Here is a 24,695-nt window from a genome sequence, read left to right as displayed (position 1 = left end):
GACCCCGACGGCCACCGGCCGCGCCCGGCGCCCACCGAGCGAGAGCCGTCGGCTGCCTTCGCCGGCGGGCTTACCTCCAGGCACCAGGGGTGGGTGCTTCGGCCGGTGCGGTGAGCTGGGCCATCAGGCCGGCGAAGTCTTCGAGGTGCCAGGTGGTGACGATGCGGTTGTCGCGGACCTGGTGGATGTCCATGGTGCGCATCTCGATGCGCCGGCCGGTCGGCTGGTGCCCCATGAAAGCGCCCTGGTGGGTGCCGCTGACGGTGTTCCTGACGGCAACCCGGTCCGCTCCGACGACGAGGTCTTCGTGCTTGACGTCGTAATCGGGCATGGCGTGGCGGAACAACGCGATCTGGGCAGCCATTCCTCCCGGTCCCTGCTCCTGCCCCGGCGCCAACGGGACGTCGATCCAGTCCTCCGCGAGGATCTCGCCGTAGATCGCGGTGTCGCCGGTGCGGAACGGTTCGTAGAAGGCGCGGACGATCTCGGTGATGTGCTGGTCGTTCCGGGTCTCGGGGACGGAGTTGCTCATGAGACGGGGTCCTTTCGAGGGGTGAGGAGTGCAAGTGGAGGTGCGGTGACGAGATCAGCATCGCAAAGTGAGGTGCGCGCTCACCTCACTTTGCGGCGATGGCGCTACTATGGTGCGCACTCACCTCACTTGTCAACCACGGGTCGCCCGAGACCCCGGTCACGAACGGAGACCCCCGATGGCTGCACCCGCACGGCAGCGGATCCTGGACGCCGCCGCGCGGCTCCTGCGAGAGAAAGGCATCGCGCGGCTGACCACCCGCGAGATCGCCCAGGCCGCGGACGCCGCTGAAGGCTCGATCACCAAGAACTTCGGCGGCAAGCTCGGCCTGCTCACCACCCTGCTCTCCACCGACCTGCCCGAACTCAAGGCGTGGCGCGACGCCCTCACTCCGCCCACGCCACACGCTGAAGACCTGAAGACCGCGCTGACCGGCGCCGCCGACGCGGCCATCGACTATTACGCGGCTTCACTGCCCTTGATCGCCGGAGCCGTCTCCGACGCCACCCTCTTCGAGGCCTACCGCGCGACCAACACCGCCAACGGCACCGGCCCCCAGATCGCCGTCCAGCAGATGACCGCATACCTCGCCGCCTGGCAGCGGCACGGAGCCCTCGACCCCGCCGCCGACCCCGGCACCCTCGCCCTGCTCTTCTGCGGCGCCGCCCAGCTGCAGGCGTGGACCGACTACCTCGCCGGCCCCGGCCTCCTGCCCGGATCGCGCGCCGACCGCATCGACCACGTCGTGGACCTCCTGCTCCGCTGACCACTGCCGAGACCTGCGCCCGCGCCGAGGAGATCCTCGGCTCGACCTCGACGTGGAGCGCCGCCGCGCCCTGATCGTCGAGAAGGGCGGCGACCGCGCCTACTGGGCGGGGGAGCCGCTCCACACCGATTCCGGGGCCGGCCGCGCCGTGAAAACCGGTCCGCGGGCTCCGGTGCCGTCGCTAAGGTCGCGATCATGACGACACCGGAACCCGCCGACCGCGTCCTCGCCCGCGCCTCCCTCGCCGAGGGCGACCCGACCGGCTGGTTCGACCAGCTCTACACCGCCGCCGCCCGCGGCGAAGCCGAAGTCCCCTGGACCCGCGGCCGGCCCAACCCCGACCTGGCCGCCTGGGCCCGCCCCGGTGAGGGCCGCCGGGCCCTGGTCGTGGGCAGTGCGCTGGGCGACGACTCGGAACTGCTGTCGGCCCACGGCTGGGCGGTGACGGGCTTCGACGTCGCCCCCACCGCGGTGGCCGCGGCCCGCGACCGCTTCCCGCGGTCCACAGTGGACTACGTGGTCGCGGACCTGCTGAACCCGCCGTCCGCGTGGCACCGCGCGTTCGACCTCGTCGTGGAGATCATGAACATCCAGGCCATGCCCCGCGACTTCCGGCCCGCCGCCCTGACGTCGCTGGCCTCGTTCCTCGCCCCGGGCGGCACGGCGATCGTGTCCGAGGTCGCCGAAGAGAACCAGGACATGGCGAACTGGCAGAGCCCGCCCTGGCCGTTCAGCCGCTCCGAGGTCGAATCCGTCGCCCAGGACGGCGTCCGGCTGGTCAGCCTCGACACCGTCCGCGACGGCGCGCGCTACTGGGCCACCTTCACCCGTTAGCCCGGTGACGGCCCGGTGTCGTCCCGACGACGGCGGTGAAGGCCGCGATGAAGTGGCTCGGGTTCGCCCAGCCGCACGCCCGGGCCGTGGCGGCGGTGTCGTGCCCGTCGGCCAGCAGCACCAGCGCGTGCCCGATCCGCACCTGGGTGCGCCACTCGTGGAACGTCATGCCGAGCTCGTCGCGGAACAACCGGCTCAACGTGCGCGAGCTGGCGCCGATGACCTGCCCGAGCTCGGCCAGCGGGGTGTTGTCCCCCGGCTGCTCGTACAGCCGCCGCGCCACGGCCCGCAACCGGTCGTCGCGCGGTTCGGGCAGGTGCAGCGGCTGCTCGGGCGCTTCGCGCAGTTCGTCGACCAGCACCCGGCGCAGGCGCGCGCTCGCGGCCCGGTCGTACTCGCGCGGGCCGGTGAGGGCCAGCAGCACCTCGCGGGCCAGGCCCGAGGCGGTGAACACCGCGGGCCGGGCGGGCACGAGCCGGGCCAGTGCCGCCGGCAGGAACACGATCCGCATGTCGGTGTGGCCGTGGGCGCGGTGCCGGTGGACGAACCCGGCCGGGGTCCACGCGACCCGGTTGGCGGGCACGATCGACGTCCCCCGCTCGGTGTGCACCGACAGCACGCCCCGCGCCGCGTAGACCAGGTGCCCGCGATCGTGGGAATCCGCGTCGCTCATTCCGCCCGGTGGCCACAGGTGGACTCCGCCGGACGGCCAGATCCGCGACGTGGGCTCGACTTGGCGGCCAATGGGCATGGCTTGGCATTTTACCGGTGGTCGGCCACCACCGGCGCCGGTGACAGTGGGACGCATGCAGACGATGCGAGCAGCGGTGTGTGTCCGGGCCGGCGGCCCCGAGGTGCTGGAGATCCGCGAGCTGCCGATCCCGGCGGTCCGGGACGGCTGGAGCCTGGTGCGAGTCGGAGGGACCGGCCTGAACCGGTCGGAACTGCGGACCCGGCAAGGGCACTCCCCGGCCGTCGTCTTCCCGCGCGTGCTCGGCATCGAATGCGTGGGCACCGTCGCCGCCTCGACCGACCCCCGCCTGCCCGAGGGGACGACCGTCGCGGCGGTGATGGGGGAGATGGGCCGGGCCTTCGACGGCGGCTACGCCGAATACGCCCTGCTGCCCGACGCGCTGCTGATGCCCCTGTCCACCACGCTGCCCTGGGACGTCCTGGCCGCCTTGCCCGAGACGTACCTGACCGCGCAAGGCGCCCTCGACGCGCTCGGCATCGGCCCGGGCAGCAGCGGACGGCTGCTGATCCGCGGCGGCACGTCCTCGGTCGGCCTCGCCGCCGCGTCGATCGCGGCCGGCCACGGCCTGGAGGTCGCCGCCACCACCCGGCGCCCCGAAAAGGCGGCCGCACTGACCGGCCACGTCCTCATCGACGACGGCGCCCCGCTGACCGGCGTGACCCGGCTGTGGCCCGAAGGCCCGGACTGGGTGCTCGACCTCGTCGGCGCCCGCACGGCGGTGGACTCCCTGCGTCTGGTCCGCCGCGGCGGCACGGTCTGCGTGGCGGGCTCCCTCAGCGGCTGGCTCGTCCCGGACTTCGAACCCATCGCGCAGATCCCCTCCGGCACGAAACTGACAGCGTTCCACAGCGACAACCTCAAGGGCGCCACCGGCGTGCTGCAGCGGATCGTCACCGAAGTGGAAGCGGGCACGTACCGGCCGAACATCGACCGCGTCTTCGCCCTCGACGACATCGCCGCCGCCCACCGGTACATGGAAGCCGACCGGGCCACCGGAAAACTCGTCGTCGTGCCGTGATCCGCTGGCTAGGCTCGGCGATCATGCCCACCACACCACTGCAGATCCCCACCGCCGACGGCCAAGCCGACGCCTTCGCCGCGTTCCCCGCCGACGGCGAACCCCACCCCGCGGTACTGATGTACCCGGACGGCTTCGGCATCCGGCCCGTCCTGCGGGAGATGGCGGAGGAACTGGCCGGTCACGGCTACTACGTGCTCGTCCCCAACCCCTTCTACCGGCACGGCCCGGCACCGGTGCTCGAACTCCCCGAGCACATCGGCGAGGAAGCCCGGCCAGGCATCTTCGCCCGGCTGATGCCGATGATCCAGGCGCACACCACCGACCGGATCCTGCGTGACGCCGACGCCTACCTCCAGTTCCTCACCGCCCGGCCCGAGGCCGGTCCCGGACCGGTCGCGGTGACCGGCTACTGCATCGGCGGTCTCCTCGCGACACACACCGCCGCGGCCCACCCCGGCCGGGTGGCCGCCCTCGCCGCGTTCCACGCCCCCGTGTCCGCGGCCGGGCCCGACACCCTCCGCCGGCTCACCGCGCGGGTCCACTTCGGCCACGCCGAAAGCGACCTGACACCCGAGGCGCTGGGCGAGCTCAACCGGACCCTCGACTCCGCGGGACTCGAGTACACCTCCGAGGTCTACCCCGGGACCGTCCACGGCTTCACCATGGCCGACACCGACGCCTTCGACCCGGCCGCGCTGCGGCGGCACTGGGAGAACCTGCTCGCGCTCCTCGGCCCCGCCCGCTAACAGGTCTCGAGGAACCGGGCCAGGACGCGGGTGCCGAAGTGCAGCCCCGCCACCGGCACCCGCTCGTCCACCCCGTGCGCCATCGCCCGGTACGGGAACCCCTTCGGCAGCCACAACGGCGCGAAGCCGTAACAGTCGATCCCCAGCTGCGCGAACGCCTTCGCGTCCGTCCCGCCGCCCAGGCAGTACGGCACCACGACGGCTTCGGGGTCCTCCGCCCGCAACGCCGACTCCATCGCCGAAAACCACGGGGACTCCACCGGCGCCTGCACCGGCGGCTGGTGCGCCACGAACTCCCGCGTCACGCCCGCGCCGAGCAGCTCGTCCAGCGTGGCGAACAGCGCCTCCTCCGTGCCGGGCAGCACCCGCACGTCCACCTGCGCGGTCGCCGTCGACGGGATCACGTTCACCTTGTAGCCCGCGTCCAGCATCGTCGGGGTCGTGCTGTTGCGCACGGTCGGCACCACCAGCGAACCCGCCGGCCCCAACGCCGCCACCGCCGCGTCCACACCGTCCGAAGAGGACAGATCGACCGGCACGCCCAGCGCCGCGCCGGTCCGCTCCAGGAACGCCCGCACCGCCGGCGTCAGCGACACCGGCCAGCGGTGCGCGGCGATCCGGTGCAGCGCACCCACCAGCCGGACGACGGCGTTCTCCTCGTTCGGGCGCGACCCGTGCCCGGCCCGGCCCCGCGCGGTCAGCCGCAGGTGCGCCGTCCCGCGCTCGGCCGTCCCGACCGGGTACAGGTGCACGTCCCGGCCGTCGGCCGCGGGCACGTGGTAGGTGTAGCCGCCCGACTCGCTGATCGCCGCCACGCACCCCTCGAACAGCTCGGGATGGGAGGAGACCAGCCAGTGCGCGCCCCACTCGCCGCGATCCTCCTCGTCCGCGACGAACGCCAGCACCAGCTCCCGCCGCGGCCGCACCCCGCCCGCCAGCGCGGCCAGCACCATCGCGACGAAGTCCTTCATGTCGGTCGCCCCCCGGCCCCACAGGTACCCGTCGCGCACCTCGCCGGCGAACGGCGGCACCGACCAGTCCGCGGCGTCCGCCGGGACGACGTCCAGGTGCCCCTGCACCAGCAGCGACGGCAGCGCCGGGTCGGTACCGGGCACGCGGGCGATCACGCTCGCCCGCCCCGGCGCCGCTTCGAGGATCCGCGACCGGATGCCGAGGCCGTCGAGGAACGCGGCCACGTACTCCGCGGCCGGGCGCTCCGGGCGGGCGTCGTTGTTCCCGCGGTTGGTCGTGTCGAACCGGATCAGGTCCGCGCACAGCTCCACGACGTCGGCCCGGTCAGCCATAGATGCCCTGCACCGCCCCCGCCGCGATCGCCGTGACGACCTTGAAGCACTTCATCGCCTCGGTCATGTCCGGCGCGTCGAAGCCGACCCGCCGCGTCCCGATCTGCTCCACCGTCGGGATCACCGCCGTCGACTGCGCCAGGTGGCTCGCGTCGAACTCGACCTCGATCCGGTGCGGCCGGACCCGCCGCTCCTCCCGGCCGGCCCGCGCCATCGCCTCGGCCGCCGCGCCGGTCAGCAGCTCCGCCGTGCGCGACGGCGGCAGGCAGATCGCCGCGTACCGGCTCACGCACTCCTTCACCTGGACCAGCTCCGCCTCCGGAGCGTAATCACGGGCGTCCTCGCACGTTTTGTCGTCACCCGAAACGAGCAGGACAGGGACGCCGTACTCGGCAGCCATGCCCGCGTTCAGCCGCCCCTCGCTCGCCGGGACGTCGTCCAGCCACACCCCGGTGATCTGGTTCTCCAGGTAGGTGTGGGAAAGCACCCCGTCGAACCCGGCCCCGGCGTGGTAGCCGAGGAACACCACCCCGTCCACCCCGGCATCGATGCCCTGCATCATCGACAGCGGCTTGTGCCGCCCGGTGAGCATCCGCGCCCGCGGGTCGAGGTCCTCCAGCAGCAGGTTCCGTTGCGAGGAATGGGCTTCGTTGACCAGGACATCACTGGCCCCGGCCTCGAACAGCCCGGCCAGCACCGCGTTGACGTCGCCGGTGAACAACCGCCGGAAGCGGTCCCACTGCGGCGAACCGGGCACGACGTCGTCGGTCCAGGTGACGCCGGTGGCGCCCTCCATGTCCGCCGAGATCAGGATGCGCATGCCGGGCACTCTAGCCAGCGCGCCCGGCCCCCGAACGCCGAACGCCCCCCACCCCCGGCGGTCACCCAGCGTGACGATCGGCGGTCGATAACGATCGGGCACCTGCCGAGGTGGCAACATATTGCGCGGTTGTCCCGATATGTGGTTACTTCTCGTCCTTGGGGAGGCTCACAAGCGAACGATGGGGTGGTTTTCGGTGCAGTTCCAACGCAGAACCGGGCGATTCGCCCGCGTGGGCGCGGTCGTCGCCGCCGCGACACTGGCGGCGATCCCGCTCGCCGTCCCCGCCCACGCCCAGCAGGCCCAGCAGGCCAAGGTGCTGCGGGTCGCGCTCACCACCGGCATCGACCACCTCAACCCCTTCACCGCCGTCCTCTCGGCGTCCACCCAGATCGGCCGGTTCACCTACGAGTTCCTGACCGTCCCGGACGCGGCGAAGGCCGAAGCCTCGCCCGCGCTCGCCGAGTCGTGGACCCCGTCACCGGACAAGCTGACCTGGACGTTCAAGATCCGCACCGGCGTCAAGTGGAGCGACGGGCAGCCGGTCACCGCCAAGGACGCGGCGTTCACCTTCAACCGGATGCTCACCGACGAGAACGCCCGCACCGCCAACGGCAACTACGTGGCCAACTTCGAGACGGTCACCGCCCCCGACGACGCCACGCTCGTCATCAAGACGAAGACCGTGCAGGTCAACATGAACCTGCTCGACGTCCCGATCGTGCCGCAGCACATCTGGGAGCCGGTCAAGGACCTCAAGTCCCCCCAGACCGACACCCTCGCCGTCGCCGGCGTCTCCGACGGCCCGTTCCAGCTCACCGAGTACAAGCCGAACGAGTACGTCAAGTTCAAGGCCAACAAGGACTACTGGCGCGGCGCGCCCAAGATCGACGAACTGCAGCTGCTGCAGTTCAAGGACACCGAAGCCGCGGTCAACGCGCTCAAGCAGGGCGAAGTCGACGTCATCAACCGGCTCAACCCCAACCAGTTCGCCGCGCTCCAGGGCCAGCAGGGCATCACCACCAACGCCGCCCCCGGCCGCCGCTACGACGAACTGGCGCTCAACTTCGGCGTCACCGACAACGCCAACAACCCGATCGGTGACGGCAACCCGGTGCTCAAGGACCTCAACCTCCGCAAGGCCATCGCCCAGGCCGTCGACACCAAGACCATCGTCGACAAGGTCCTCAAGGGCCTCGGCCAGGTCGGCGGCGGTGTCGTGCCCGCCGTCTACTCCGCCTACCACTGGGACCCCAGCGACACCGAACGCATCAAGTTCGACCTCGCCGCCGCCAACGCCACCCTGGAGCAGGCCGGCTACCGGAAGGGCCCGGACGGCGTCCGCACCGCCCCCGGCGGCGCCAAGCTCGAACTGCGCCTGACCGGCCACGCCAACCGCAGCTACGACCAGGGCGTCGCCCAGTACGTCACCGGCTGGCTCAAGGACATCGGCATCACCGTCAAGCAGGACCTCGTCTCCGACGACGAGCTGTCCGACCGCACCGAGACCGGCAAGTACGACCTCGCCATCGGCGGCTACGGCACCAACCCCGACCCGGACTACGCGCTCTCGCTGCACACTTGCGCCGCGCGCCCGAGCCCGGAGGCGAAGGGCGGCAGCACCGACACGTTCTTCTGCGACGCCGCCTACGACGACCTCTACAAGAAGCAGCTCACCGAAACCGACGACGCCAAGCGCGCCGACTACGTCAAGCAGGCCCAGGCCCGGCTCTACAGCCAGGTCCCGACCATCGTCCTGGACTACCAGAACGCCCTCGAGGCCTACCGCTCCGACAAGTTCTCCGGCTTCACCACCCAGCCGCAGCCCAAGGGCGCCATCCTCGAGCAGACCGGCTACTGGGGCGTCTACGGCGCCACCCCGGCCGGCACCACGAACACCGCCGACTCCGGCAGCGGCAACACCGTGCTGTGGATCGTCATCGGCGCGGTCGTCGTGGTCGTCCTCGTCGGCGGCGGCATCATGCTCGGCCGCCGCACCAAGACATCGGAAGACCGCGAGTAGAACATGACCGCCCCCGAACAAGCCGCGGTGCTCGCCGACCCCGACGAGCACCGCGGCGGGACCGGCACGGCCCGGTTCGTGCTCAAGAAGCTCCTCGAAGCCGTCATCAGCATCCTGCTGGTGATCGTGCTGTTCTTCTTCCTCTTCCGGATGCTGCCCGGCGACCCGGCCGCGGCGATGACCCGCGAGCGCGTCACCAGCCCCCAGCAGATCGCCGAACTGCGCGAGAAGATGGGCCTCGACAAGCCCCTCCTCGTCCAGTTCGGCACCTACTTCCGGGACCTGCTGCACGGCGACCTCGGCGAATCCCGGCTGCTCAACAACGGCCGCCCGGTCGCCGACATGATCGGCGAACGCCTCTGGCCGACCATCCTGCTCGTCGGCAGCGCCACCCTGCTCGCCGTCCTGCTCGGTCTGTGGCTGGGCATCCGCGCCGCCTGGCGCCGCGACAGCTTCTTCGACCGCAGCCAGACCGGCATCGCGCTGACGCTGTGGTCGGTCCCGCAGTTCTGGCTCGGCCTGATGCTGCTCGTGGTGACCAACGGCCTGTTCCCCAGCCGCGGCATGCACTCACCCGACGCCGCCCCGGACTTCCTGTCCCAGACCCTCGACGTCCTGCACCACCTGGTGCTGCCGTGCGTGACGCTGCTGGCGGTGTTCTACGCCCAGTACATGCTGATCATGCGGTCGTCGCTGCTGGGGGAGATGAACGCCGACTACCTCACCACCGCCCGCGCCAAGGGCCTGCGCGACGACCTCGTCCGCCGCCGCCACGCCGTCCCCAACGCCCTGCTGCCCACCACCACGCTGGTGTTCATGCAGTTCGGCTCGGTGCTGGCCGGCGCGGTCACCGTCGAGGCCGTGTTCAGCTGGCCCGGCCTCGGCCAGCTGACCTACGACGCCCTGCACGGACCCGACCTGCCGGTGCTCCAAGGCGTCTTCACCGTGCTGGCCAGCGCCGTGGTGCTGATGAACCTGCTCGCGGAACTGCTCTACCGCGTGCTCGACCCCAGGGTGCGTACCTCATGACCACCGCCGAGACACCCCGGCAGATCGCCTGGGCCCGCCGCCGCGCGTCGCTGCGGAGGACCTGGCGGGAATTCGCCGCCCAGCGGGCCGCCCTCACCGGGCTCGTCCTGCTCGGCGTCACCGTGCTCGTCGCCCTGCTCCTGCCGCTGATCAGCGACGAAACCGGCCTCGACGTCACCAAGGCCACCGGCCAGCCGCTGTCCCCGCCGAACGCCGACTTCTGGCTCGGCACCGAAAACTTCGGCCGCTCGGTGCTGCTCATGACCGTCTGGGGCACCAGGATCTCCCTGCTCGTCGGGTTCTCCGCCGCCCTGCTGTCGGTCGTCATCGGCACCCTGATCGGCATCACCGCCGCCCACTTCGGCGGCTGGGTGTCGGCGACGCTGCTGCGGTTCACCGACTTCTTCCTGGTCCTGCCCTCGCTGATCCTCGCCATCGCCCTCTCGGCGGTGCTGCCCAAGGGCGTCGGCACGATCATCATCGCCATCGGCCTCACCGCCTGGCCCAGCACCGCCCGGCTCGTCCGCGCCCAGACCCTCACCATCGAAAGCCGCCCCTACATCGAGCGCGCCCACGCCCTCGGCGGCGGCCACCTGCACATCATCGGCCGGCACGTTCTGCCCGGCGTGATGCCCCTGGTGCTGGCCAACACCACCCTCGTCGTGGGCAACGCCGTCATCGCCGACGCGACCCTGTCCTTCCTCGGCGTCGGCGACCCCAACTCCATCACCTGGGGCCTGGTGCTGGAGAACGCGCTCAACAACGGCGCCATCAGCCGCGGCGCCTGGTGGAACGTGCTCCCGCCCGGCATCGCCATCGTCCTCGTCGTCCTCTTCTTCACCCTGGTCGGCCGGGGCCTGGAGACCGTGTTCAACCCGAGGTTGAAGAAGTGACCACCCCGCTGCTGCAGCTCACCGACCTCACCGTCACCTACGCGGTGGGGGACACCGACGTCCCCGCCGTCCGCGGCGTCGACCTCACCCTCGCCCCCGGCGGCACCCTCGGCGTCGCCGGCGAATCCGGCTCCGGCAAGTCCACCGTCGCCATGAGCGTGCTGCGCCTGCTGCCGCGCACCGCGAAGATCACCGGCGAAATCCGGCTCGACGGCGAAGACGTCACCGCCATGAAGTGGGGACGGCTGCGCGCGGTCCGCTGGGCCGAGGCGTCGGTGGTGTTCCAGGGCGCCATGCACGCCCTCAACCCGGTCCGCAAGATCGGCGAGCAGATCGCTGAACCGCTGCGGCTGCACCCGCCCGCCGGGAAGGCCCTGTCCGACGCCGCGGTCGACGCCCGCGTCGCCGAACTGCTCACCCAGGTCGACCTGCCGCCCGGCCGGGCCGGCGCCTACCCCCACGAACTGTCCGGCGGCCAGAAGCAGCGCGTCATGATCGCCATGGCCCTGGCCTGCTCGCCCCGGCTGATCATCGCCGACGAACCCACCACCGCCCTCGACGTCATCGTCCAGGCCCAGGTCCTCGCCCTGCTCTCCCGGCTGGTCGCCGAACAGCGGATCGGGCTGATCATGATCAGCCACGACCTGTCCGTGCTCGCCGCCACCTGCGAACGCATCGCCGTCATGTACGACGGGCAGATCGTCGAAGAAGGCCCCGGCGCCGAGGTCATGAGCTCGCCGAAACACGAGCACACGCGAGCGCTGGCCGCGGCGTTCCCCACCGTCGGCGACCCGGCGTCCCGCTTCGCCCCGGCCACCACCAACCCGCTGCCCCCCGAACCGCCGGAACGAGCGGGGGGAGAGCCGCTGCTGGCCGCGGAGAACCTGCGGGTGTCCTTCCGCGACCGCACCGGCAAGCGCATCGACGCCGTCGCCGGCGTCGACCTCACGGTGTCCCGCGACGAGATCGTCGCGCTGGTCGGCCAGTCCGGCTCCGGCAAGACCACCCTCGCCCGCACCCTGCTCGGCCTGCAGAAGCCCGACTCCGGCGTGGTCCGCTACGCCGGGAAACCGGTCCCGGCCTCCGGCGCCGGCCTCAAGGCCTACCGCCGCCAGGTCCAGCTGGTCCTGCAGGACCCGGCCAGCGCGCTCAACCCGGCCCACACCGTGTACGAAGCCGTCGCCGAAGGCCCGCGGATCCACAAGCTCGCCGACGAGCGCGCCGTCGTCCACCGGGCTTTGGAAGCCGCGGAACTGCGGCCGGCGGAGAAGTACGCCGACCGGCTCCCGCACCAGCTCTCCGGCGGCCAGCGCCAGCGCGTCGTCATCGCCGGAGCGCTGGCGCTCGAACCGTCGGTGGTGGTGGCCGACGAACCGGTCGCCTCGCTCGACGCGTCCGTGCGCGGCGAAATCCTCGGTCTGCTGCTGCGGCTGCGGCGCGAACTCGGCCTCGCGGCTCTGGTGATCACCCACGACCTCGGCCTGGCCTGGAACATCGCCGACCGCGTCGCCGTGATGTACCGCGGCCAGCTCGTCGAGACCGGTACCGTCGAACAGGTCCTGCTCGACCCGCAGCACGAGTACACGAAGTCCTTGCTGGCCGCCCTCCCCGGCGGCACCGCCCAGCGCCGCACCGTGGGAACCTGATACTGCGGGAACCCCGGACGAGCGCGGTGTGTAATCTCCGAACGGAAATGGCGACCACCACCGACCCCGCGCAGACACCCTCGACCGGACTGGCCGAGCGGCTCCGCGTGCCCTCGCGATTCCCCTACCGCACGATCGCGATGGGCACCGTCGGCAGCACCCTGCTGATGATCGCCGCCCTCGGGGCCGGCGGCATCCTCATCTCCGACCCCGTGCTCGGGCACGGCCCGCTGTCCTGGGTCCGCTACGGCCACGGGCGCATGCTCGCCAACGCCGTGCTCTACACCGGCTTCGGCATGGTCGTCTGGGCCTGGGTCCGCCTCGGCCGCTACGTGCTCGCCGGCCGCATCGGCAGCCGCCCGATCCTCGTCGCCGCCGGCTGCTGGATGGCCCCGCTGCTGGTGTCGCCGCCGCTGTTCACCCGCGACGTCTTCTCCTACCTCGGCCAGGGCGCCCAGCTGCTCTACGGGCTCGACCCGTACGCCAACGGCCCCGCCGAGCTCGACGTGCTGCCGAACGTCGTGCAGAACGTCCACCCGCTCTGGCAGACCACCCCGGCCCCGTACGGGCCGCTGTTCCTGCTCATCTCCAAGGGCGTGGTCGCCACCACCGGCGACAACATGATCCTCGGCGTCATCCTCATGCGCGTCGTGCTCCTGGTGGGCCTGGCGGGGACGCTGTGGGCGCTGCCGCGGCTGGTCAAGCACCTCGGCGGCAAGCTCCCGGTCGCGCTGTGGCTGGCGGTGGCCAGCCCGATGATGGTCATCCACCTCTTCGGCGGCCCGCACAACGACCTGATGATGCTCGCGTTCCTCACCATCGGCGTCCTCGCCGCCCTGGAACGCAAGCACGTCGTCGCGGTCGTCCTGGTCACCATCGGCATGCTGATCAAGCCCACCGCGGCGATCGCGCTGCCGTTCATCGTCTGGATGTGGGCCAACCACCTCGCCGGCGAGTCGAAGGTCCGCAACTTCCTGCGCGCCGGCGCCGCGTCGGTCGGCCTGTTCCTGCCGGTGTTCGTCGCCGGCACCTGGATCTCGCTGGGCTCGCTCAACCTGGGCTGGTGGTCCGGGCTCAAGGCCCCCCAGCTCATCGCGAACTGGCTGAACATCCCGACCGGCATCGGCGAGGTGTTCTACAACCTGGTCCACCTGGTCGTGGACGTCCAGGTATCGCCGTTCGTGACGGTCGCCCGCGCGGCCGGCATGCTCGTGCTGATCGCCTTCGGCATCCGCCAGTGGTGGCTCGCCCGCGGCGGCGGCACCGAGTCGGTCTACCGGGCCGGAATTTCGCTCCTGGCCGTGGCGATCCTCATGCCCCCGACCCTCCCGTGGTACCTGACCTGGGGTTTCGTGCTCCTGTCGGCGTTCAAGTGGCAGCCGCGGCACCTGGCGCTCGTGGTGGCGGTGTCGGTGTTCGTGACACTGGTGTACTACCCGACGGGCGAGCAGGCCCTCTACGACTGGTGGTTCATCGCCGGAGTCGTGGTGGCCAGCCTGTACTCGGCGGCGTCCCTGCTGCGCCCGGACCCCCTGGGCATCATCGACGCCTGGCGCCGCCCGGAGAAGTTCCTCCGCGACTAGGAGCCTGTCCAGCCGCTCCACCGCCGCACCTGCGTGACCACCACCGCGTGTTCCGGCGGCCGCGCCGCGTACTGCTCGTACTTCGCCACCAGCCACGACACCGGCTCCGAGCCTGGCGGCAGCACCCGAGCCGTGCCGTCCGCGCGGGCCCACCACAGCCGCGACCAGTCCTCGTCGTAACCGTCGGCCAGGAAGCAGACCGCCGGGTTCGCCTCGATGTTCGCCAGCCGCCGCAACGCCGTCGAAGACTTCGGCTTGTGGTCCACCGCGAACACCACCACGTCGTCGCGCACCGCGAACGTCACCGGCACCAAGTGCGGCGTCCCCGCGGCCGACACCGTCGCCAGCCGGGCCACCCGCGCCGCGGCGAACCGGGCGCGGGCTTCCGACGACGAGAGCTTCACGTCAACGCGGGGGAGTCGAAGGTCAACGTCCCCAGGTCCGCGTCCAGCGTGACCGGCACCCCCAGCGGCAACGTCGGCGACGACGCCACGTGCCCGAACCCGAACTCCTCGACCAGCGGCACCCCCAGCGGCACCAGCCGGTCCACCACCAGCGCCCGGATGTCCGCCGCGTCGCCGCACGCGGCCCACGAACCCAGCACGATCCCGCGCACCCCGGAAAACCAGCCGCCGCGCAGCAGCTGCGTCAGCATCCGGTCCAGCCGGTACACGCTCTCCGTCACGTCCTCCAGCAGCACGATCGCGTCCCGCGCCGACCCGTGCTCCGGCGTCCCGATCCCCGCCGCCAGCAGCGACAGGTTTCCGCCCACCAGCACCCCCGACGCCCGGCCCGGCACCAGCGCCGACCCGCCCCGCACCACCAGGTTCCGCTCCGGCTCGAACAGCGACCGCCGCAGGTGCTCGACCGCGAAGTCGTCGAACAGCACGCTCGCCGGCATCGGCGAGAACAATGTGGACAGTCCAAGGTGGACATCCACGGCCCGGTGCAGCGCCGTGATGTCCGACGACCCGGCCAGCACCTTCGGGCCCGCCGCCCGCAGCGCCGGCCAGTCCACCAGGTCCAGCATCCGCTGAACGCCGTAGCCGCCGCGGGCCGCCAGCACGCACCGCACCCCGGGGTCCCGCCACGCCTCGGTGAACTCCGCCGCCCGCGCCGCGTCCGGGGCGGACAGGTACGGCGGCGACCCGGGCGAAGCCCGTACGCACGGCCCCACCTGCACCTCCACGCCCCAGCCCCGCAGCACCGGCAGCGCCTTCTCCAGCAGGTCCGCCGGCACCGGCCCGGCCGGCGCCACCAGCGCCAGCGTGTCGCCGGCCCGCAACCGCGGCGGCCTCACCGCGACAGCTCCAGCCGCGCCACGCCCGGCGTCCCGAACCCGAACACCTGACCGTAGAAGGACAGCTCCGCCTCCAGCGCCGCCACGATCGTGGCCGCCTGCCGGAACCCGTGCTGCTCACCGGCGAACCGCTGGTAGGCGTACGGGATCCCGCGCCCGGCCAGCCGCGCCACGAACCGATCCGCCTGCTCCGGCGGGCAGATCCGGTCCTCCAGGCCCTGCTGGAACAGCACCGGCCCGGCCAGGCCGCCGACATTCGCCAGCGGCGAACGTTCGACGTACCGCGGCCGCGTCTCCGGCAGCGGACCGACCAGCCCGTCCAGGTACCGCGACTCGAAGTCGTGCGTGTCGCCCTCGGTCCCGGTCCACCCGGCCAGGTCCAGCACCGGGTACATCACCGTCCCGGCGCGGTAGGTCTTCGTCGTCGTCAGCGACGCGGCCGCGGTGAACCCGCCCGCGCTGCCCCCGCGGATGCCCAGCCGGTCCCCGTCGGCCAGCCCGGCCGCCACCAGCGCCTCGGCCACCGCGACGCAGTCGGCGACGTCCACCACGCCCCACTGCTCCCGCAGCCGCTCCCGGTAGGCGCGCCCGAAGCCCGTCGACCCGCCGTAGTTGACCGCCGCCACGCCGATGCCGCGGCTGGTGAAGTACGCGATCTCCAGATCCAGCTGCGGCAGGTGCTGCCCGGTCGGGCCGCCGTGGACGTACACCAGCAGCGGCGGCCGCTCACCCTCGGGCGCGGTGAACTCCGGGTTCCGCGGCGGGTACAGGACCACGGGCACGGCCTCGCCGTCGGTCGTGCCGAACACCCGCTCCTGCGGCACCGGCAGGTACGCGTGCGGCAGGGCCGGCTGCGGCGTCAGGTCCGCCACCGCGCCGTCGGGGGAGACCCGCACGACGGCGGCCTCCCGCTCCGGCCCGCCGGCGACGCCCACCACGTCGTCCCCGGCGACCGCGAAGGCGGTCGACGACCACGCCGTGAGCTCGCCGGCCAGCGGCGTCACCGAGCCGTCCGTCTCGTCGAGCACCACCAGCCGCCCCGAAGACAGCACCGCGTACCGCCCGCCGCCCAGTGCGGCGAACCACCGCGACCCCGGCTTCCACAGCGGCCCGCCGAGCTCCTGCTCCACCGGCGCCAGGTTCACCGCCGAACCGTCCAGGCCGATCCGGTGCAGGTTCCACCAGCCGCCCGGGTCCAGCACCGCCAGCAGCGACGCCGGCGTCTCCCACTCCACCTGGCACACCGAGACGTCCGGGCCGCCGGCCAGCACCCGGTGCGGCCCGAACGTGCCGTCCTCGCCGACGGGCGCCACGCACAGCTCGGTGCCGTCCCACGGCATCAGCGGGTGGTCCCAGCCGAACCAGGCCGCGTGCCGCCCGTCCGGGGCCGGCTTCGGCACCGTCAGGAACCGGTGGCTCGCGGCCAGCACCCGCTCGCCGCCGCCGTCCACCGCGATCGCCACCAGCTCGCGCTCGATGTCCGCCGGCCGCGGCCCGGTGCTGCGCTCCCGGACCGCCCAGACCTCACTCGGCCGGCCGACCCGCAGATCGCCGTAGCGGACGCCCTGCGGCTCCGGGGGCTCGGGGGTAAGCGCCACCACGCCGGTTTCGCTCTGCGCGTACACGCGCTGATCGGCCCAGTGCGTGAAGACCACCACACCCCCGGCGACCGCCCACGGCCGCCCGCCGTATTCGTGCAGCCGGTTGCGGACGTTCCACGGCGACGGCAGCACGTCCTCCGTCCCGCCGGGAACGGCCTTCACCAGGGCGACTCTGCCCTGTTCACCAGGTCGCGCCTCGGCCCACCACACCTCGCCGTCGACGACGTCGAGCCACTGCGGCCCGCCGCCGGCGGCGGCCACTTCGGCGGCGGTGATGGGCGAAGACCACGTTCCGTACGGGGAGATCCGAGACACCCCCCGAGGCTAGCGGGCCGCCTACGGTGGGGCGGCGGATGCCGATCATGCGCCCGTGGCCTAGGGTCGTCAGTGCTATGTCTCGCGTAATCCACGTCTTCCGCCAGCCGGATCGGTTCGTCGCCGGCACCGTCGGCGAGCCCGGCGATCGCACGTTCTACCTCCAGGCGTCGGAGGACGTGCGCACGATCAGCGTCACCATCGAAAAACAGCAGGTCGTCGTGCTCGCCGAACGCCTGAGCTCGCTGCTGGAGGAGGTCGCCAGCCGGTTCGGCGCCGACGTCCCCGACGACGCCCCCGACGACCTCGTCGACCTCGACCCCCTCACCGTGCCCGTCGAGGAGGAGTTCCGCGTCGGCACCATGGGCCTGGGCTGGGACGCCGACAGCAGCGCGGTCGTCATCGAGCTGCTCGCCATCACCGAGGGCGAGGTCGACGAAACGGTCGTGCTCGACGACACCGAGGAAGGCCCGGACGCCGTCCGCGTCTTCCTCACCCCGGCCGCCGCCCGCGCCTTCGCCGAGCGGGCCGACCGCGTCGTCAACGCCGGCCGCAAGCCCTGCCCGCTGTGCGGCGAGCCGCTCGACCCGACCGGCCACATCTGCCCCCGGCAGAACGGCTACCGGCGCGAAACCGAGCCGGACGAAGACTGACCATGACGCCTGCCCCGGCCGATCCCGCTGCCCGCGACCTCGTCACCCACGGCCGCATCGACGTCGAAGGCCGGCTGGTCGACGCCTCCAACGTCACGCTGTTCTGCGCCATCGAGCTCGACGGCGTCACCGGCCGGGTCGTCTACAAGCCGGTGTCGGGGGAGCGGCCGCTGTGGGACTTCCCCGACGGCACCCTGGCCGGGCGCGAGGTCGCCACCGCGATCATCGCCGACACCACCGGCATCGGCGCCATCCCGCCGACCGTGCTGCGCGACGGCCCGTTCGGCCCCGGCATGGTCCAGCTCTGGATCGAAACCACCGAAGACGACCTGGTCGAGGTCCTGCCCCCCGACGAGGTGCCCGACGGCTGGCGCCCGGTGCTGCACGCCCACGACCGGCTCGGCGAGCCCGCGGTGCTCGCCCACGCCGACCACCCCGGGCTGCGCGACCTCGCCGTCCTCGACATCGTCGCCAACAACACCGACCGCAAGGGCGGGCACCTCCTGCCCGGCGTCGACGGCCACGTCTACGGCGTCGACCACGGCATCTGCCTGCACACCGACCCCAAGCTGCGGACCGTCCTGTGGGGCTGGATCGGCGAGCCGCTGCCGCCGGACACCGTCGAAAAGCTGCGCAAGCTGCGCTCGGAACTCGACGGCGGCCTCGGCCGGACCCTCGCCGAGCACATCACCAAGTTCGAGATCCGCGCCCTGGCCGACCGCACCGACGTGCTCCTCGCCGAGGGCATCTTCCCCGAGCCCGGCGACGACTGGCGCGCCATCCCGTGGCCCCTGTTCTGATCGGCGACGCGGCGCGCGCCCGGCTTGCCGACCGGTTCGGTCCCGAGCTGGCCGAGCCGTGGTGCGACACGCTGCCGGACCTGGTCGACCGCCTGAGCGCGAAGTGGGGGCTCACCATCCGCGAGGCCCGGCCCGGCAACACCGGCCGCACCCTGCTGTGCACCGGCCCCGGCGGTGACCTGCAGGTCCTCAAACTGACCCCGGATCCGGAAGTCGCCCGCCTGGAGTTCTCCGGGCTGAGCGCCTGGGCCGGGTGCTCCCGCGTCGTCCAGATCGTCGACGCCGACCTCGACGCCAACGCCATCCTGCTCGAAGGCCTGGTCCCGGGCACCGAGCTGACCGGTCGTGACGTGCCGTGGGCGGAGATCGGCGAGCTGCTCGACCAACTGCACGCCGCCGAGCCCCGCGGGGAGCTCCGGCGGCTGGCCGACGGCATCGAGTTCATCTTCGACCTCTCCGAACGCCGTCGTGGCGAGTCCGCGGCCGCCGAGCACATGAGCGCCGAGGTCTTGGCCCAAGGGCGGGAGCGTGCTCTCGAACTCGCCACCAGCGGGCCGGTCACGCTCGTCCACGGCGACCTGCACCCGGCCAACGTCCTCGACGCCGGTGCCCGGGGCGCGGTCGCCATCGACCCGCGGCCCGCGCTCGGCGACCCCTCTCTCGACGCCATCGACTTCGTGTTCGTCCCGATGGCCGCGGGCGGCACCATCGACGACGGCATCGCCGCCCTCGCCCCGCACGTGAGCGGCTTCGATGCCGACCGCGTCCGCGCCTGGTGCGTCGCGATGGCTCCGCTGGTCGCACTCGCGCCCCTGCGCCGCGGCGACCGGACGCCGTTCACCGATGCGCTGCTGGAGATGGCGCGCTGACCGGCGTGGCATGACCGGCCCGGGACGTCGCCGCCGCTAAGTTCCCAGGTCGTGCGCTCCCACTCGTATGACGACGTGCTCGCCGGCCCGCGCCGCAAGAAGGTGCCCGAGGTCCCCGCCGAACCCGGCCTGGTCGTCGAGGACCCGGCCAGCGGCTACTGCGGCGCGGTGGTGAAGATCGAGTACGGGAACGTCGTGCTCGAGGACGCCAAGGGCCGCCACCGCGTGTTCCCGCTCGTCCCCGCCGGCTTCCTCCTCGAGGGCAAACCGGTCACGCTGGTGCCGTTTCGGGCGCCCGCGAAGGCGCCGGCGCGGCAGGTCTCGGCGTCCGGCTCGGTGCGGGTCGAAGGCCTCAAAGCCCGCGTCGCCCGCGACTCGCGCATCTGGGTCGAAGGCAAGCACGACGCCGAGCTCGTCGAACGCGTCTGGGGTCACGACCTGCGCGTGGAAGGGGTCGTCGTCGAACCCCTCGACGGCGTCGACGTCCTCGCCGACCGGATCGCCGAGTTCGGCACCGGCCCCGGCCGCCGGCTCGGTGTGCTGGTCGACCACCTCGTGCCCGGCAGCAAGGAATCGCGGCTGGTCGAGGCGATCCGCGACGAGAACGTGCTGGTCACCGGGCACCCCTACATCGACGTCTGGGAGGCCGTGCGCCCGGCGGCCGTCGGGATCGAGGCGTGGCCCAAGATCCCGCGCGGCACCGAGTGGAAGCAGGGGATCTGCGCCGCCCTCGGCTGGGGGCAACCTTTCGAAGGCTGGCAGCGTGTCCTGAGCGGGGTGAGCAGTTTCCGCGACCTCGAGACCCCGCTCATCGGGGCCGTGGAACGGCTCATCGACTTCGTCACCGAGCCGACGGAAGAGGACTGAATGTCTGATTTGTCCAAGGTCACGCGAAGGTTACGGCCCGTCACTGCGCCGGTGCGAACCGGCGCGATCTGAGAGCATGAAGCCATGGCTTGGGCACTGGTCTGGTTGATCGTCGGCATCGCCCTGATGATCGCCGAAGTCGTCTCCGGCGACTTCGTGCTGATCATGCTGGGTGTCGCCGCGCTGTTCGGCGCCGGCGCCGAGGTCCTCACCGGGAACCTGGTCATCGACGTCGCCGTGTTCGCCGTCGCCTCGGTCGGCATGCTCATGCTGGTCCGCCCCGCGCTCAAGCGGCGCTTCCTGGCCGGGCCGATCCACCACACCGGCGTCGACGCGCTGATCGGCGCCCGTGCCGTCGTGGTGTCCACAGTGGATGCCGAAGCCGGGCAGGTGAAGCTGGCCGGGGACGTCTGGTCGGCGCGCAGCCTCGGCGAGCACCTTCCCCCCATCGCGCCCGGCACCGCGGTCACCGTCGTCGAGATCTCCGGCGCCACCGCCGTCGTGTCGGCCGAGCCGTGAGCCTCGGACTCGTCACCGTCGGCGCGGGCCACGCCGCGGTGATCGAACGCGGCGGCCGCTACCGCACCGTGCTCGGCCCCGGCCGCCACTTCGTGGTCCCGTTCGCCGACCGGGTCCGCGCCCGCTTCGACCTCGGCGAACAGATCCTCTCCGCGCCGCCCCGCCCGGTCGAGGCCGGCGACGGGCAGGAAGTCCTCATCGGGTTCGAGGTCGTCTTCGCCGTCACCGACCCACGCCGGGCCACCTACGAAATCGCGAACCCGGCGCTCGCGGTCGACCGGCTGACCCGCACCGCGCTGCGGCAGGAAGCCGGCCTGACCACCGCCGAGCGCGCCGTCACCGCGCCCGGGGAGCTGCACCGTACAGTGTGGACGGTCCTGCACGACACCACCGGCCGCTGGGGCATCACCGCGAAGGACCTGCAGCTCGCGGTGCACCCGCCCGCGGCACCCGGAACGCCGTCAACCGCGCAAGAATGGTACTAGGTAAGGGGAAAATGTCTTGACCGGATTCGCGATCGGCCTGGTCATCGCCTTGGTCCTGCTCGTGATCATCACGATAGCCAAGGCGGTCATGGTGGTGCCGCAGGCGCAGTCGGCCGTGATCGAGCGGCTCGGCCGGTTCCGCACGGTCGCCTCGCCCGGCCTCAACATCCTCGTGCCGTTCCTGGACAAGGTGCGCGCCCGGATCGACCTGCGCGAGCAGGTCGTCTCCTTCCCGCCGCAGCCGGTGATCACCGAGGACAACCTGACGGTGTCGATCGACACGGTCGTGTACTTCCAGGTCACCGACTCGCGCGCGGCGGTGTACGAGATCTCGAACTACATCGTCGGTGTCGAGCAGCTGACCACCACCACGCTGCGCAACGTGGTCGGTGGCATGAGCCTCGAGCAGACCCTGACCTCCCGCGACTCCATCAACACCCAGCTGCGAGGCGTGCTCGACGAGGCGACCGGCCGGTGGGGCATCCGCGTGAGCCGGGTCGAGCTCAAGGCGATCGACCCGCCGCCCTCCATCCAGGACTCGATGGAGAAGCAGATGCGTGCCGACCGCGAGAAGCGCGCGATGATCCTCACCGCCGAGGGGCAGCGGGAATCGGCGATCAAGACCGCGGAAGGCCAGAAGCAGAGCCAGATCCTCGCCGCCGAAGGTGCCCGGCAGGCGACCATCCTCGCCGCCGAGGCCGAGCGGCAGTCCCGCATCCTGCGGGCCCAGGGTGAGCGGGCCGCGCGCTACCTGCAGGCCCAGGGCCAGGCGAAGGCGATCGAAAAGGTGTTCGCCGCGATCAAGGCCGGCCGCCCGACGCCGGAGGTGCTGGCCTACCAGTACCTGCAGACGCTGCCGCAGATGGCCCAGGGCGACGCGAACAAGGTCTGGATGATCCCCAGCGACTACGGCAAGGCCCTCGAAGGCTTCGCCCGCGCGCTCGGCGCCCCGGGCGACGACGGCGTCTTCCGGTACGAGCCGCCGAAGGAAGACGACGTCCCGGACAAGCCCGACCTCGAGGACGACGAGGTCTCCAGCTGGTTCGAGACCAAGAGCGACCCGAAGGTCGCCGAGGCCGTCGCGGCCGCGGAAGCGGTGGCGCGCAAGGAGGTCCCGGCGATCGGGGCGCCGTCCTCGCCGCCGGCACGGCCGTCGATCCCGCGCCCCGCCCAGCAGCAGCCCGAGCCGCAGGCCGACGACGACCGCGGCACCGAGGTCACGCCGGCCCCGCAGCAGCAGCCGCCGACGCCGCAGAGCGGCCAGCCCGCGCTGCCGCAGCCGCAGGCCCCGGCCGGCCCGCCCCCGGGCGGCCAGTACCAGGGCCCGCCGCCGCAGGCTCCGCCGCCGGGCCAGTTCGGCGGCCCGCAGCAGCAGAACCCGGGCAGCGGCCCGTTCCCGCAGCAGCCCCCGTTCGGCGGCCCGCGCCGCTGACCCGAGCGCCCCAAGGCGGCCTTCGGTGCGTCTGACGCACCGAAGGCCGCCTTGGTTGCGTCTCACGCACCGAAGGCCACATTGGGGCGTTTACCGCTGGTACACGCTGACGTCCTCGATGTCCGCCTTGGACCGGTCCTTCAGGAAGATCACGCACAGGACCGTGACCACCGCGGACAGGACGATGTAGCCGGAGATCGCGTACGGCGTCCCGGTCGTGTGCAGCAGCCACGTCGCCAGCAGCGGCGCCGGCCCGCCGGCGAACACCGACGCCAGCTGGTAGCCGAGCCCCGCGCCGCCGTAGCGCAGGTGCGTCGGGAAGCTCTCGCCGATCAACGCCGCCTGCGGGCCGTACTGCAGCGCGTGCGGGACGAACGACACGACGACCGCCACGAACACCAGCGCGTGGCTGCCGTGGGCGAGGACCGTGAAGTACGGGAACGCGATCAACCCGGTCAGCACGGCCCCGCTGAGGTAGACCCGTTTGCGGCCGAAGGTGTCCGACAGCGCCGAGAACAGCGGGATCAGTGCCAGTTCGCACGCGGCGCCGACGAGGACCGCGTTGAGCACGAACGTCTTGCTGAACTCGTGCCGCGCCACGACGTAGATCAGCACGTAGCTGGTGAACAGGTAGAACGGCATCTGCTCGCTGAACCGGACCCCGGCCGACAGCAGTATCTCCCGCCAGTGGTGGCGGATCGCGTCGAGCACCGGTGTGCGGGACGTCCGCCGGTTTTCGACGAGTTTGGCGAACATCGGCGTCTCGAGGATCTTCAGCCGGATCACCAGGCCGACCGCGACCAGCACCAGGCTGAGCAGGAACGGGACCCGCCAGCCCCACGAGTCGAACGCGGCGGGGGACAGCGTCGCCGACAGCAGCGTCATCCCGCCGGTGCCGAGCACCAGCCCGACCGGGACGCCGATCTGCGCGAAACTGCCGAGCAGCCCGCGTTTGCGCTGGTCACCCCATTCCATGGCGAGCAGGACCGAGCCGCTCCACTCACCGCCGATGGCGATGCCCTGCACCAGCCGCAGCAGCACCAGGATCAGCGGGGCGGCCACGCCGATCGCCGAGGTCCCGGGTAGCAGCCCGACGACGCCGGAGGAGATGCCCATCAGCAGCAGCGTGACGATCAGCGTCGCCTTCCGCCCGATCCGGTCACCCCAGTGCCCGAAGATCGCGGCCCCGACCGGCCGCGCGGCGAACCCGACCGCGTAGGTGGCGAAGGACTGCATCGCGCCGGCGTAGGCGCTCGAGGCGGGGAAGAACAGGTGCGGGAAGACCAAGGCCGCCGCGGTGTTGTAGAGGAAGAAGTCGTACCACTCGATGGTCGTGCCGATCGCGCTCGCCAGCGCGGCCCGCCGTACTTGCACTCTGTTGTCCGTCGCCGCCGTGTGAGTGACGCTGTTGTCGCCCAGGACCATCTCGCAACACCTCCGGTGACCGATGTCACACAACAGTGTGACGCGCGAGGCGGCGTTAGGCGATCGATGACGCCGTTGTCGTCCGGTGCGTGACGGAGTCCCGGGAAAATCGGACGCGCGCCGCGCGCGCCCGCGCCTATGCTCGGGCCATGCCGCGCCGGATCATGTACCTCCAGCTCAAGACGGGCTACGACACCGACCGCGGCCCGTCGTGGATCGCCTGGGTCCGGTTCACCAAGACGTGGCGGACCGCCTACGTGCACGGCCGGACCCTGCGCCGGTGGCCGGGCCGCTACGACGCCAACTTCGTCGACGTCGAAACCGGCGAGGAGTTCTGGCTGTCCGGACCGAAACGGGACCGGTCCGACGGCCGCTACAGCAACGCCCGGCCGGTCGTGGAACGCGACGCGGCCACGCCCTACGCCGCCTTCCTCGCCGGTGGACCCGCCACAAAACTTGCCGACTAGGAAACTTTGCA

25 protein-coding genes are annotated in these 24,695 nt (G+C 72.1%); 17 read left to right on the top strand and 8 right to left on the bottom strand.

Features of this window, described 5'->3' with window-relative positions:
* Positions 1–70: 70 nt before the first annotated feature.
* Positions 71–532: an ester cyclase gene (locus ACLJOU_RS11015; protein WP_410566049.1), complete on the bottom strand. Its 462-nt coding sequence runs from the start codon at positions 530–532 to the stop codon at positions 71–73.
* A gap of 178 nt (positions 533–710) precedes the next feature.
* Here ACLJOU_RS11015 and ACLJOU_RS11010 point away from each other — a divergent pair, with 178 nt between their 5' ends.
* Positions 711–1,298, top strand: coding sequence for a TetR/AcrR family transcriptional regulator (locus ACLJOU_RS11010; protein WP_410566046.1), 588 nt, complete (start codon positions 711–713; stop codon positions 1,296–1,298).
* 195 nt (positions 1,299–1,493) lie between these two features.
* Positions 1,494–2,132 (top strand): class I SAM-dependent methyltransferase, encoded by a 639-nt coding sequence (locus ACLJOU_RS11005; protein WP_410566043.1) that lies wholly within the window; start codon positions 1,494–1,496, stop codon positions 2,130–2,132.
* On the opposite strand, the gene ACLJOU_RS11000 is transcribed toward ACLJOU_RS11005, so the two are convergent.
* The gene (locus tag ACLJOU_RS11000; RefSeq protein WP_410566040.1) at positions 2,122–2,883 is read right to left on the bottom strand and encodes a helix-turn-helix domain-containing protein; all 762 of its coding nucleotides are present in this window, start codon (positions 2,881–2,883) and stop codon (positions 2,122–2,124) included. The genes ACLJOU_RS11005 and ACLJOU_RS11000 overlap by 11 nt on opposite strands.
* A gap of 55 nt (positions 2,884–2,938) precedes the next feature.
* Between ACLJOU_RS11000 and ACLJOU_RS10995 the strand changes: the two genes are divergently transcribed.
* Together ACLJOU_RS10995 and ACLJOU_RS10990 are read left to right on the top strand one after the other, a co-directional pair.
* Positions 2,939–3,904, top strand: coding sequence for a zinc-binding dehydrogenase (locus tag ACLJOU_RS10995; protein ID WP_410566037.1), 966 nt, complete (start codon positions 2,939–2,941; stop codon positions 3,902–3,904).
* Positions 3,905–3,927: 23 nt separating this feature from the next.
* Positions 3,928–4,653, top strand: a complete 726-nt coding sequence (locus ACLJOU_RS10990) for a dienelactone hydrolase family protein (protein WP_410566034.1) — start codon at positions 3,928–3,930, stop codon at positions 4,651–4,653.
* Here the strand turns inward: ACLJOU_RS10990 and ACLJOU_RS10985 are convergent.
* Both ACLJOU_RS10985 and ACLJOU_RS10980 read right to left on the bottom strand, forming a co-directional pair.
* On the bottom strand, positions 4,650–5,957 hold the full coding sequence (locus ACLJOU_RS10985) for a M20/M25/M40 family metallo-hydrolase (RefSeq protein WP_410566031.1): 1,308 nt from the start codon (positions 5,955–5,957) through the stop codon (positions 4,650–4,652). The genes ACLJOU_RS10990 and ACLJOU_RS10985 overlap by 4 nt on opposite strands.
* Entirely contained in the window at positions 5,950–6,777 is an 828-nt protein-coding gene (locus ACLJOU_RS10980; protein ID WP_410566029.1) for a M55 family metallopeptidase, read from the bottom strand. The genes ACLJOU_RS10985 and ACLJOU_RS10980 overlap by 8 nt, the downstream gene beginning before the upstream one ends.
* Before the next feature lie 181 nt (positions 6,778–6,958).
* Between ACLJOU_RS10980 and ACLJOU_RS10975 the strand changes: the two genes are divergently transcribed.
* From ACLJOU_RS10975 to mptB, 5 genes are read left to right on the top strand one after another with little or no spacing between them, the layout of a single operon-like run.
* On the top strand, positions 6,959–8,800 hold the full coding sequence (locus ACLJOU_RS10975; protein WP_410566026.1) for an ABC transporter substrate-binding protein: 1,842 nt from the start codon (positions 6,959–6,961) through the stop codon (positions 8,798–8,800).
* A gap of 3 nt (positions 8,801–8,803) precedes the next feature.
* Positions 8,804–9,829 (top strand): ABC transporter permease, encoded by a 1,026-nt coding sequence (locus tag ACLJOU_RS10970; protein ID WP_410566024.1) that lies wholly within the window; start codon positions 8,804–8,806, stop codon positions 9,827–9,829.
* The gene (locus tag ACLJOU_RS10965; protein WP_410566022.1) at positions 9,826–10,722 is read left to right on the top strand and encodes an ABC transporter permease; all 897 of its coding nucleotides are present in this window, start codon (positions 9,826–9,828) and stop codon (positions 10,720–10,722) included. Before ACLJOU_RS10970 ends, ACLJOU_RS10965 begins: the two co-directional genes overlap by 4 nt.
* Positions 10,719–12,368: a nickel ABC transporter ATP-binding protein NikE gene (gene nikE, locus ACLJOU_RS10960; protein ID WP_410566019.1), complete on the top strand. Its 1,650-nt coding sequence runs from the start codon at positions 10,719–10,721 to the stop codon at positions 12,366–12,368. Before ACLJOU_RS10965 ends, nikE begins: the two co-directional genes overlap by 4 nt.
* A 47-nt stretch (positions 12,369–12,415) precedes the next feature.
* A complete protein-coding gene (gene mptB / locus ACLJOU_RS10955) occupies positions 12,416–13,951 on the top strand; it encodes a polyprenol phosphomannose-dependent alpha 1,6 mannosyltransferase MptB (RefSeq protein WP_410566016.1) in 1,536 nt (511 codons plus the stop codon).
* Here mptB and ACLJOU_RS10950 read toward each other — a convergent pair.
* The 3 genes from ACLJOU_RS10950 to ACLJOU_RS10940 are packed head-to-tail and all read right to left on the bottom strand — an operon-like array spanning position 13,948 to position 17,167.
* A complete protein-coding gene (locus tag ACLJOU_RS10950; protein WP_410566013.1) occupies positions 13,948–14,355 on the bottom strand; it encodes a TIGR03668 family PPOX class F420-dependent oxidoreductase in 408 nt (135 codons plus the stop codon). The genes mptB and ACLJOU_RS10950 overlap by 4 nt on opposite strands.
* Positions 14,352–15,251 carry an LD-carboxypeptidase gene (locus tag ACLJOU_RS10945; RefSeq protein ID WP_410566010.1) on the bottom strand — a complete coding sequence of 300 codons (900 nt, stop codon included), beginning with the start codon at positions 15,249–15,251 and terminating at the stop codon, positions 14,352–14,354. The genes ACLJOU_RS10950 and ACLJOU_RS10945 overlap by 4 nt, the downstream gene beginning before the upstream one ends.
* Positions 15,248–17,167 carry a prolyl oligopeptidase family serine peptidase gene (locus ACLJOU_RS10940; RefSeq protein ID WP_410566007.1) on the bottom strand — a complete coding sequence of 640 codons (1,920 nt, stop codon included), beginning with the start codon at positions 17,165–17,167 and terminating at the stop codon, positions 15,248–15,250. The genes ACLJOU_RS10945 and ACLJOU_RS10940 overlap by 4 nt, the downstream gene beginning before the upstream one ends.
* Positions 17,168–17,244: 77 nt before the next feature.
* Here ACLJOU_RS10940 and ACLJOU_RS10935 point away from each other — a divergent pair, with 77 nt between their 5' ends.
* The 7 genes from ACLJOU_RS10935 (at position 17,245) to ACLJOU_RS10905 (ending at position 22,792) form a co-directional block, all read left to right on the top strand.
* Positions 17,245–17,820: a DUF3090 domain-containing protein gene (locus tag ACLJOU_RS10935; protein ID WP_410566004.1), complete on the top strand. Its 576-nt coding sequence runs from the start codon at positions 17,245–17,247 to the stop codon at positions 17,818–17,820.
* Between the two features lie 2 nt (positions 17,821–17,822).
* Complete coding sequence (locus tag ACLJOU_RS10930) at positions 17,823–18,620, top strand: SCO1664 family protein (protein WP_410566001.1); 798 nt, start codon at positions 17,823–17,825, stop codon at positions 18,618–18,620.
* Positions 18,605–19,489 carry an aminoglycoside phosphotransferase family protein gene (locus ACLJOU_RS10925; RefSeq protein WP_410565998.1) on the top strand — a complete coding sequence of 295 codons (885 nt, stop codon included), beginning with the start codon at positions 18,605–18,607 and terminating at the stop codon, positions 19,487–19,489. The genes ACLJOU_RS10930 and ACLJOU_RS10925 overlap by 16 nt, the downstream gene beginning before the upstream one ends.
* A 51-nt stretch (positions 19,490–19,540) precedes the next feature.
* Entirely contained in the window at positions 19,541–20,356 is an 816-nt protein-coding gene (locus tag ACLJOU_RS10920; protein WP_410565996.1) for a DUF3097 domain-containing protein, read from the top strand.
* Between the two features lie 84 nt (positions 20,357–20,440).
* The gene (locus tag ACLJOU_RS10915; RefSeq protein ID WP_410565993.1) at positions 20,441–20,875 is read left to right on the top strand and encodes an NfeD family protein; all 435 of its coding nucleotides are present in this window, start codon (positions 20,441–20,443) and stop codon (positions 20,873–20,875) included.
* Complete coding sequence (locus tag ACLJOU_RS10910; protein WP_410565990.1) at positions 20,872–21,360, top strand: SPFH domain-containing protein; 489 nt, start codon at positions 20,872–20,874, stop codon at positions 21,358–21,360. The genes ACLJOU_RS10915 and ACLJOU_RS10910 overlap by 4 nt, the downstream gene beginning before the upstream one ends.
* 88 nt (positions 21,361–21,448) lie before the next feature.
* A complete protein-coding gene (locus ACLJOU_RS10905; protein WP_410566694.1) occupies positions 21,449–22,792 on the top strand; it encodes an SPFH domain-containing protein in 1,344 nt (447 codons plus the stop codon).
* Positions 22,793–22,882: 90 nt separating this feature from the next.
* Here the strand turns inward: ACLJOU_RS10905 and ACLJOU_RS10900 are convergent, their stop codons facing one another.
* Positions 22,883–24,217, bottom strand: coding sequence for an MFS transporter (locus tag ACLJOU_RS10900; RefSeq protein ID WP_410565987.1), 1,335 nt, complete (start codon positions 24,215–24,217; stop codon positions 22,883–22,885).
* Positions 24,218–24,366: 149 nt separating this feature from the next.
* Between ACLJOU_RS10900 and ACLJOU_RS10895 the strand changes: the two genes are divergently transcribed.
* Positions 24,367–24,684: a hypothetical protein gene (locus tag ACLJOU_RS10895; protein ID WP_410565985.1), complete on the top strand. Its 318-nt coding sequence runs from the start codon at positions 24,367–24,369 to the stop codon at positions 24,682–24,684.
* Positions 24,685–24,695: the final 11 nt, after the last annotated feature.

This window comes from Amycolatopsis sp. cmx-4-61, assembly GCF_046548775.1.
Taxonomy (GTDB): domain Bacteria; phylum Actinomycetota; class Actinomycetes; order Mycobacteriales; family Pseudonocardiaceae; genus Amycolatopsis.
This window is presented reverse-complemented; position numbering and strand designations above follow the sequence as displayed.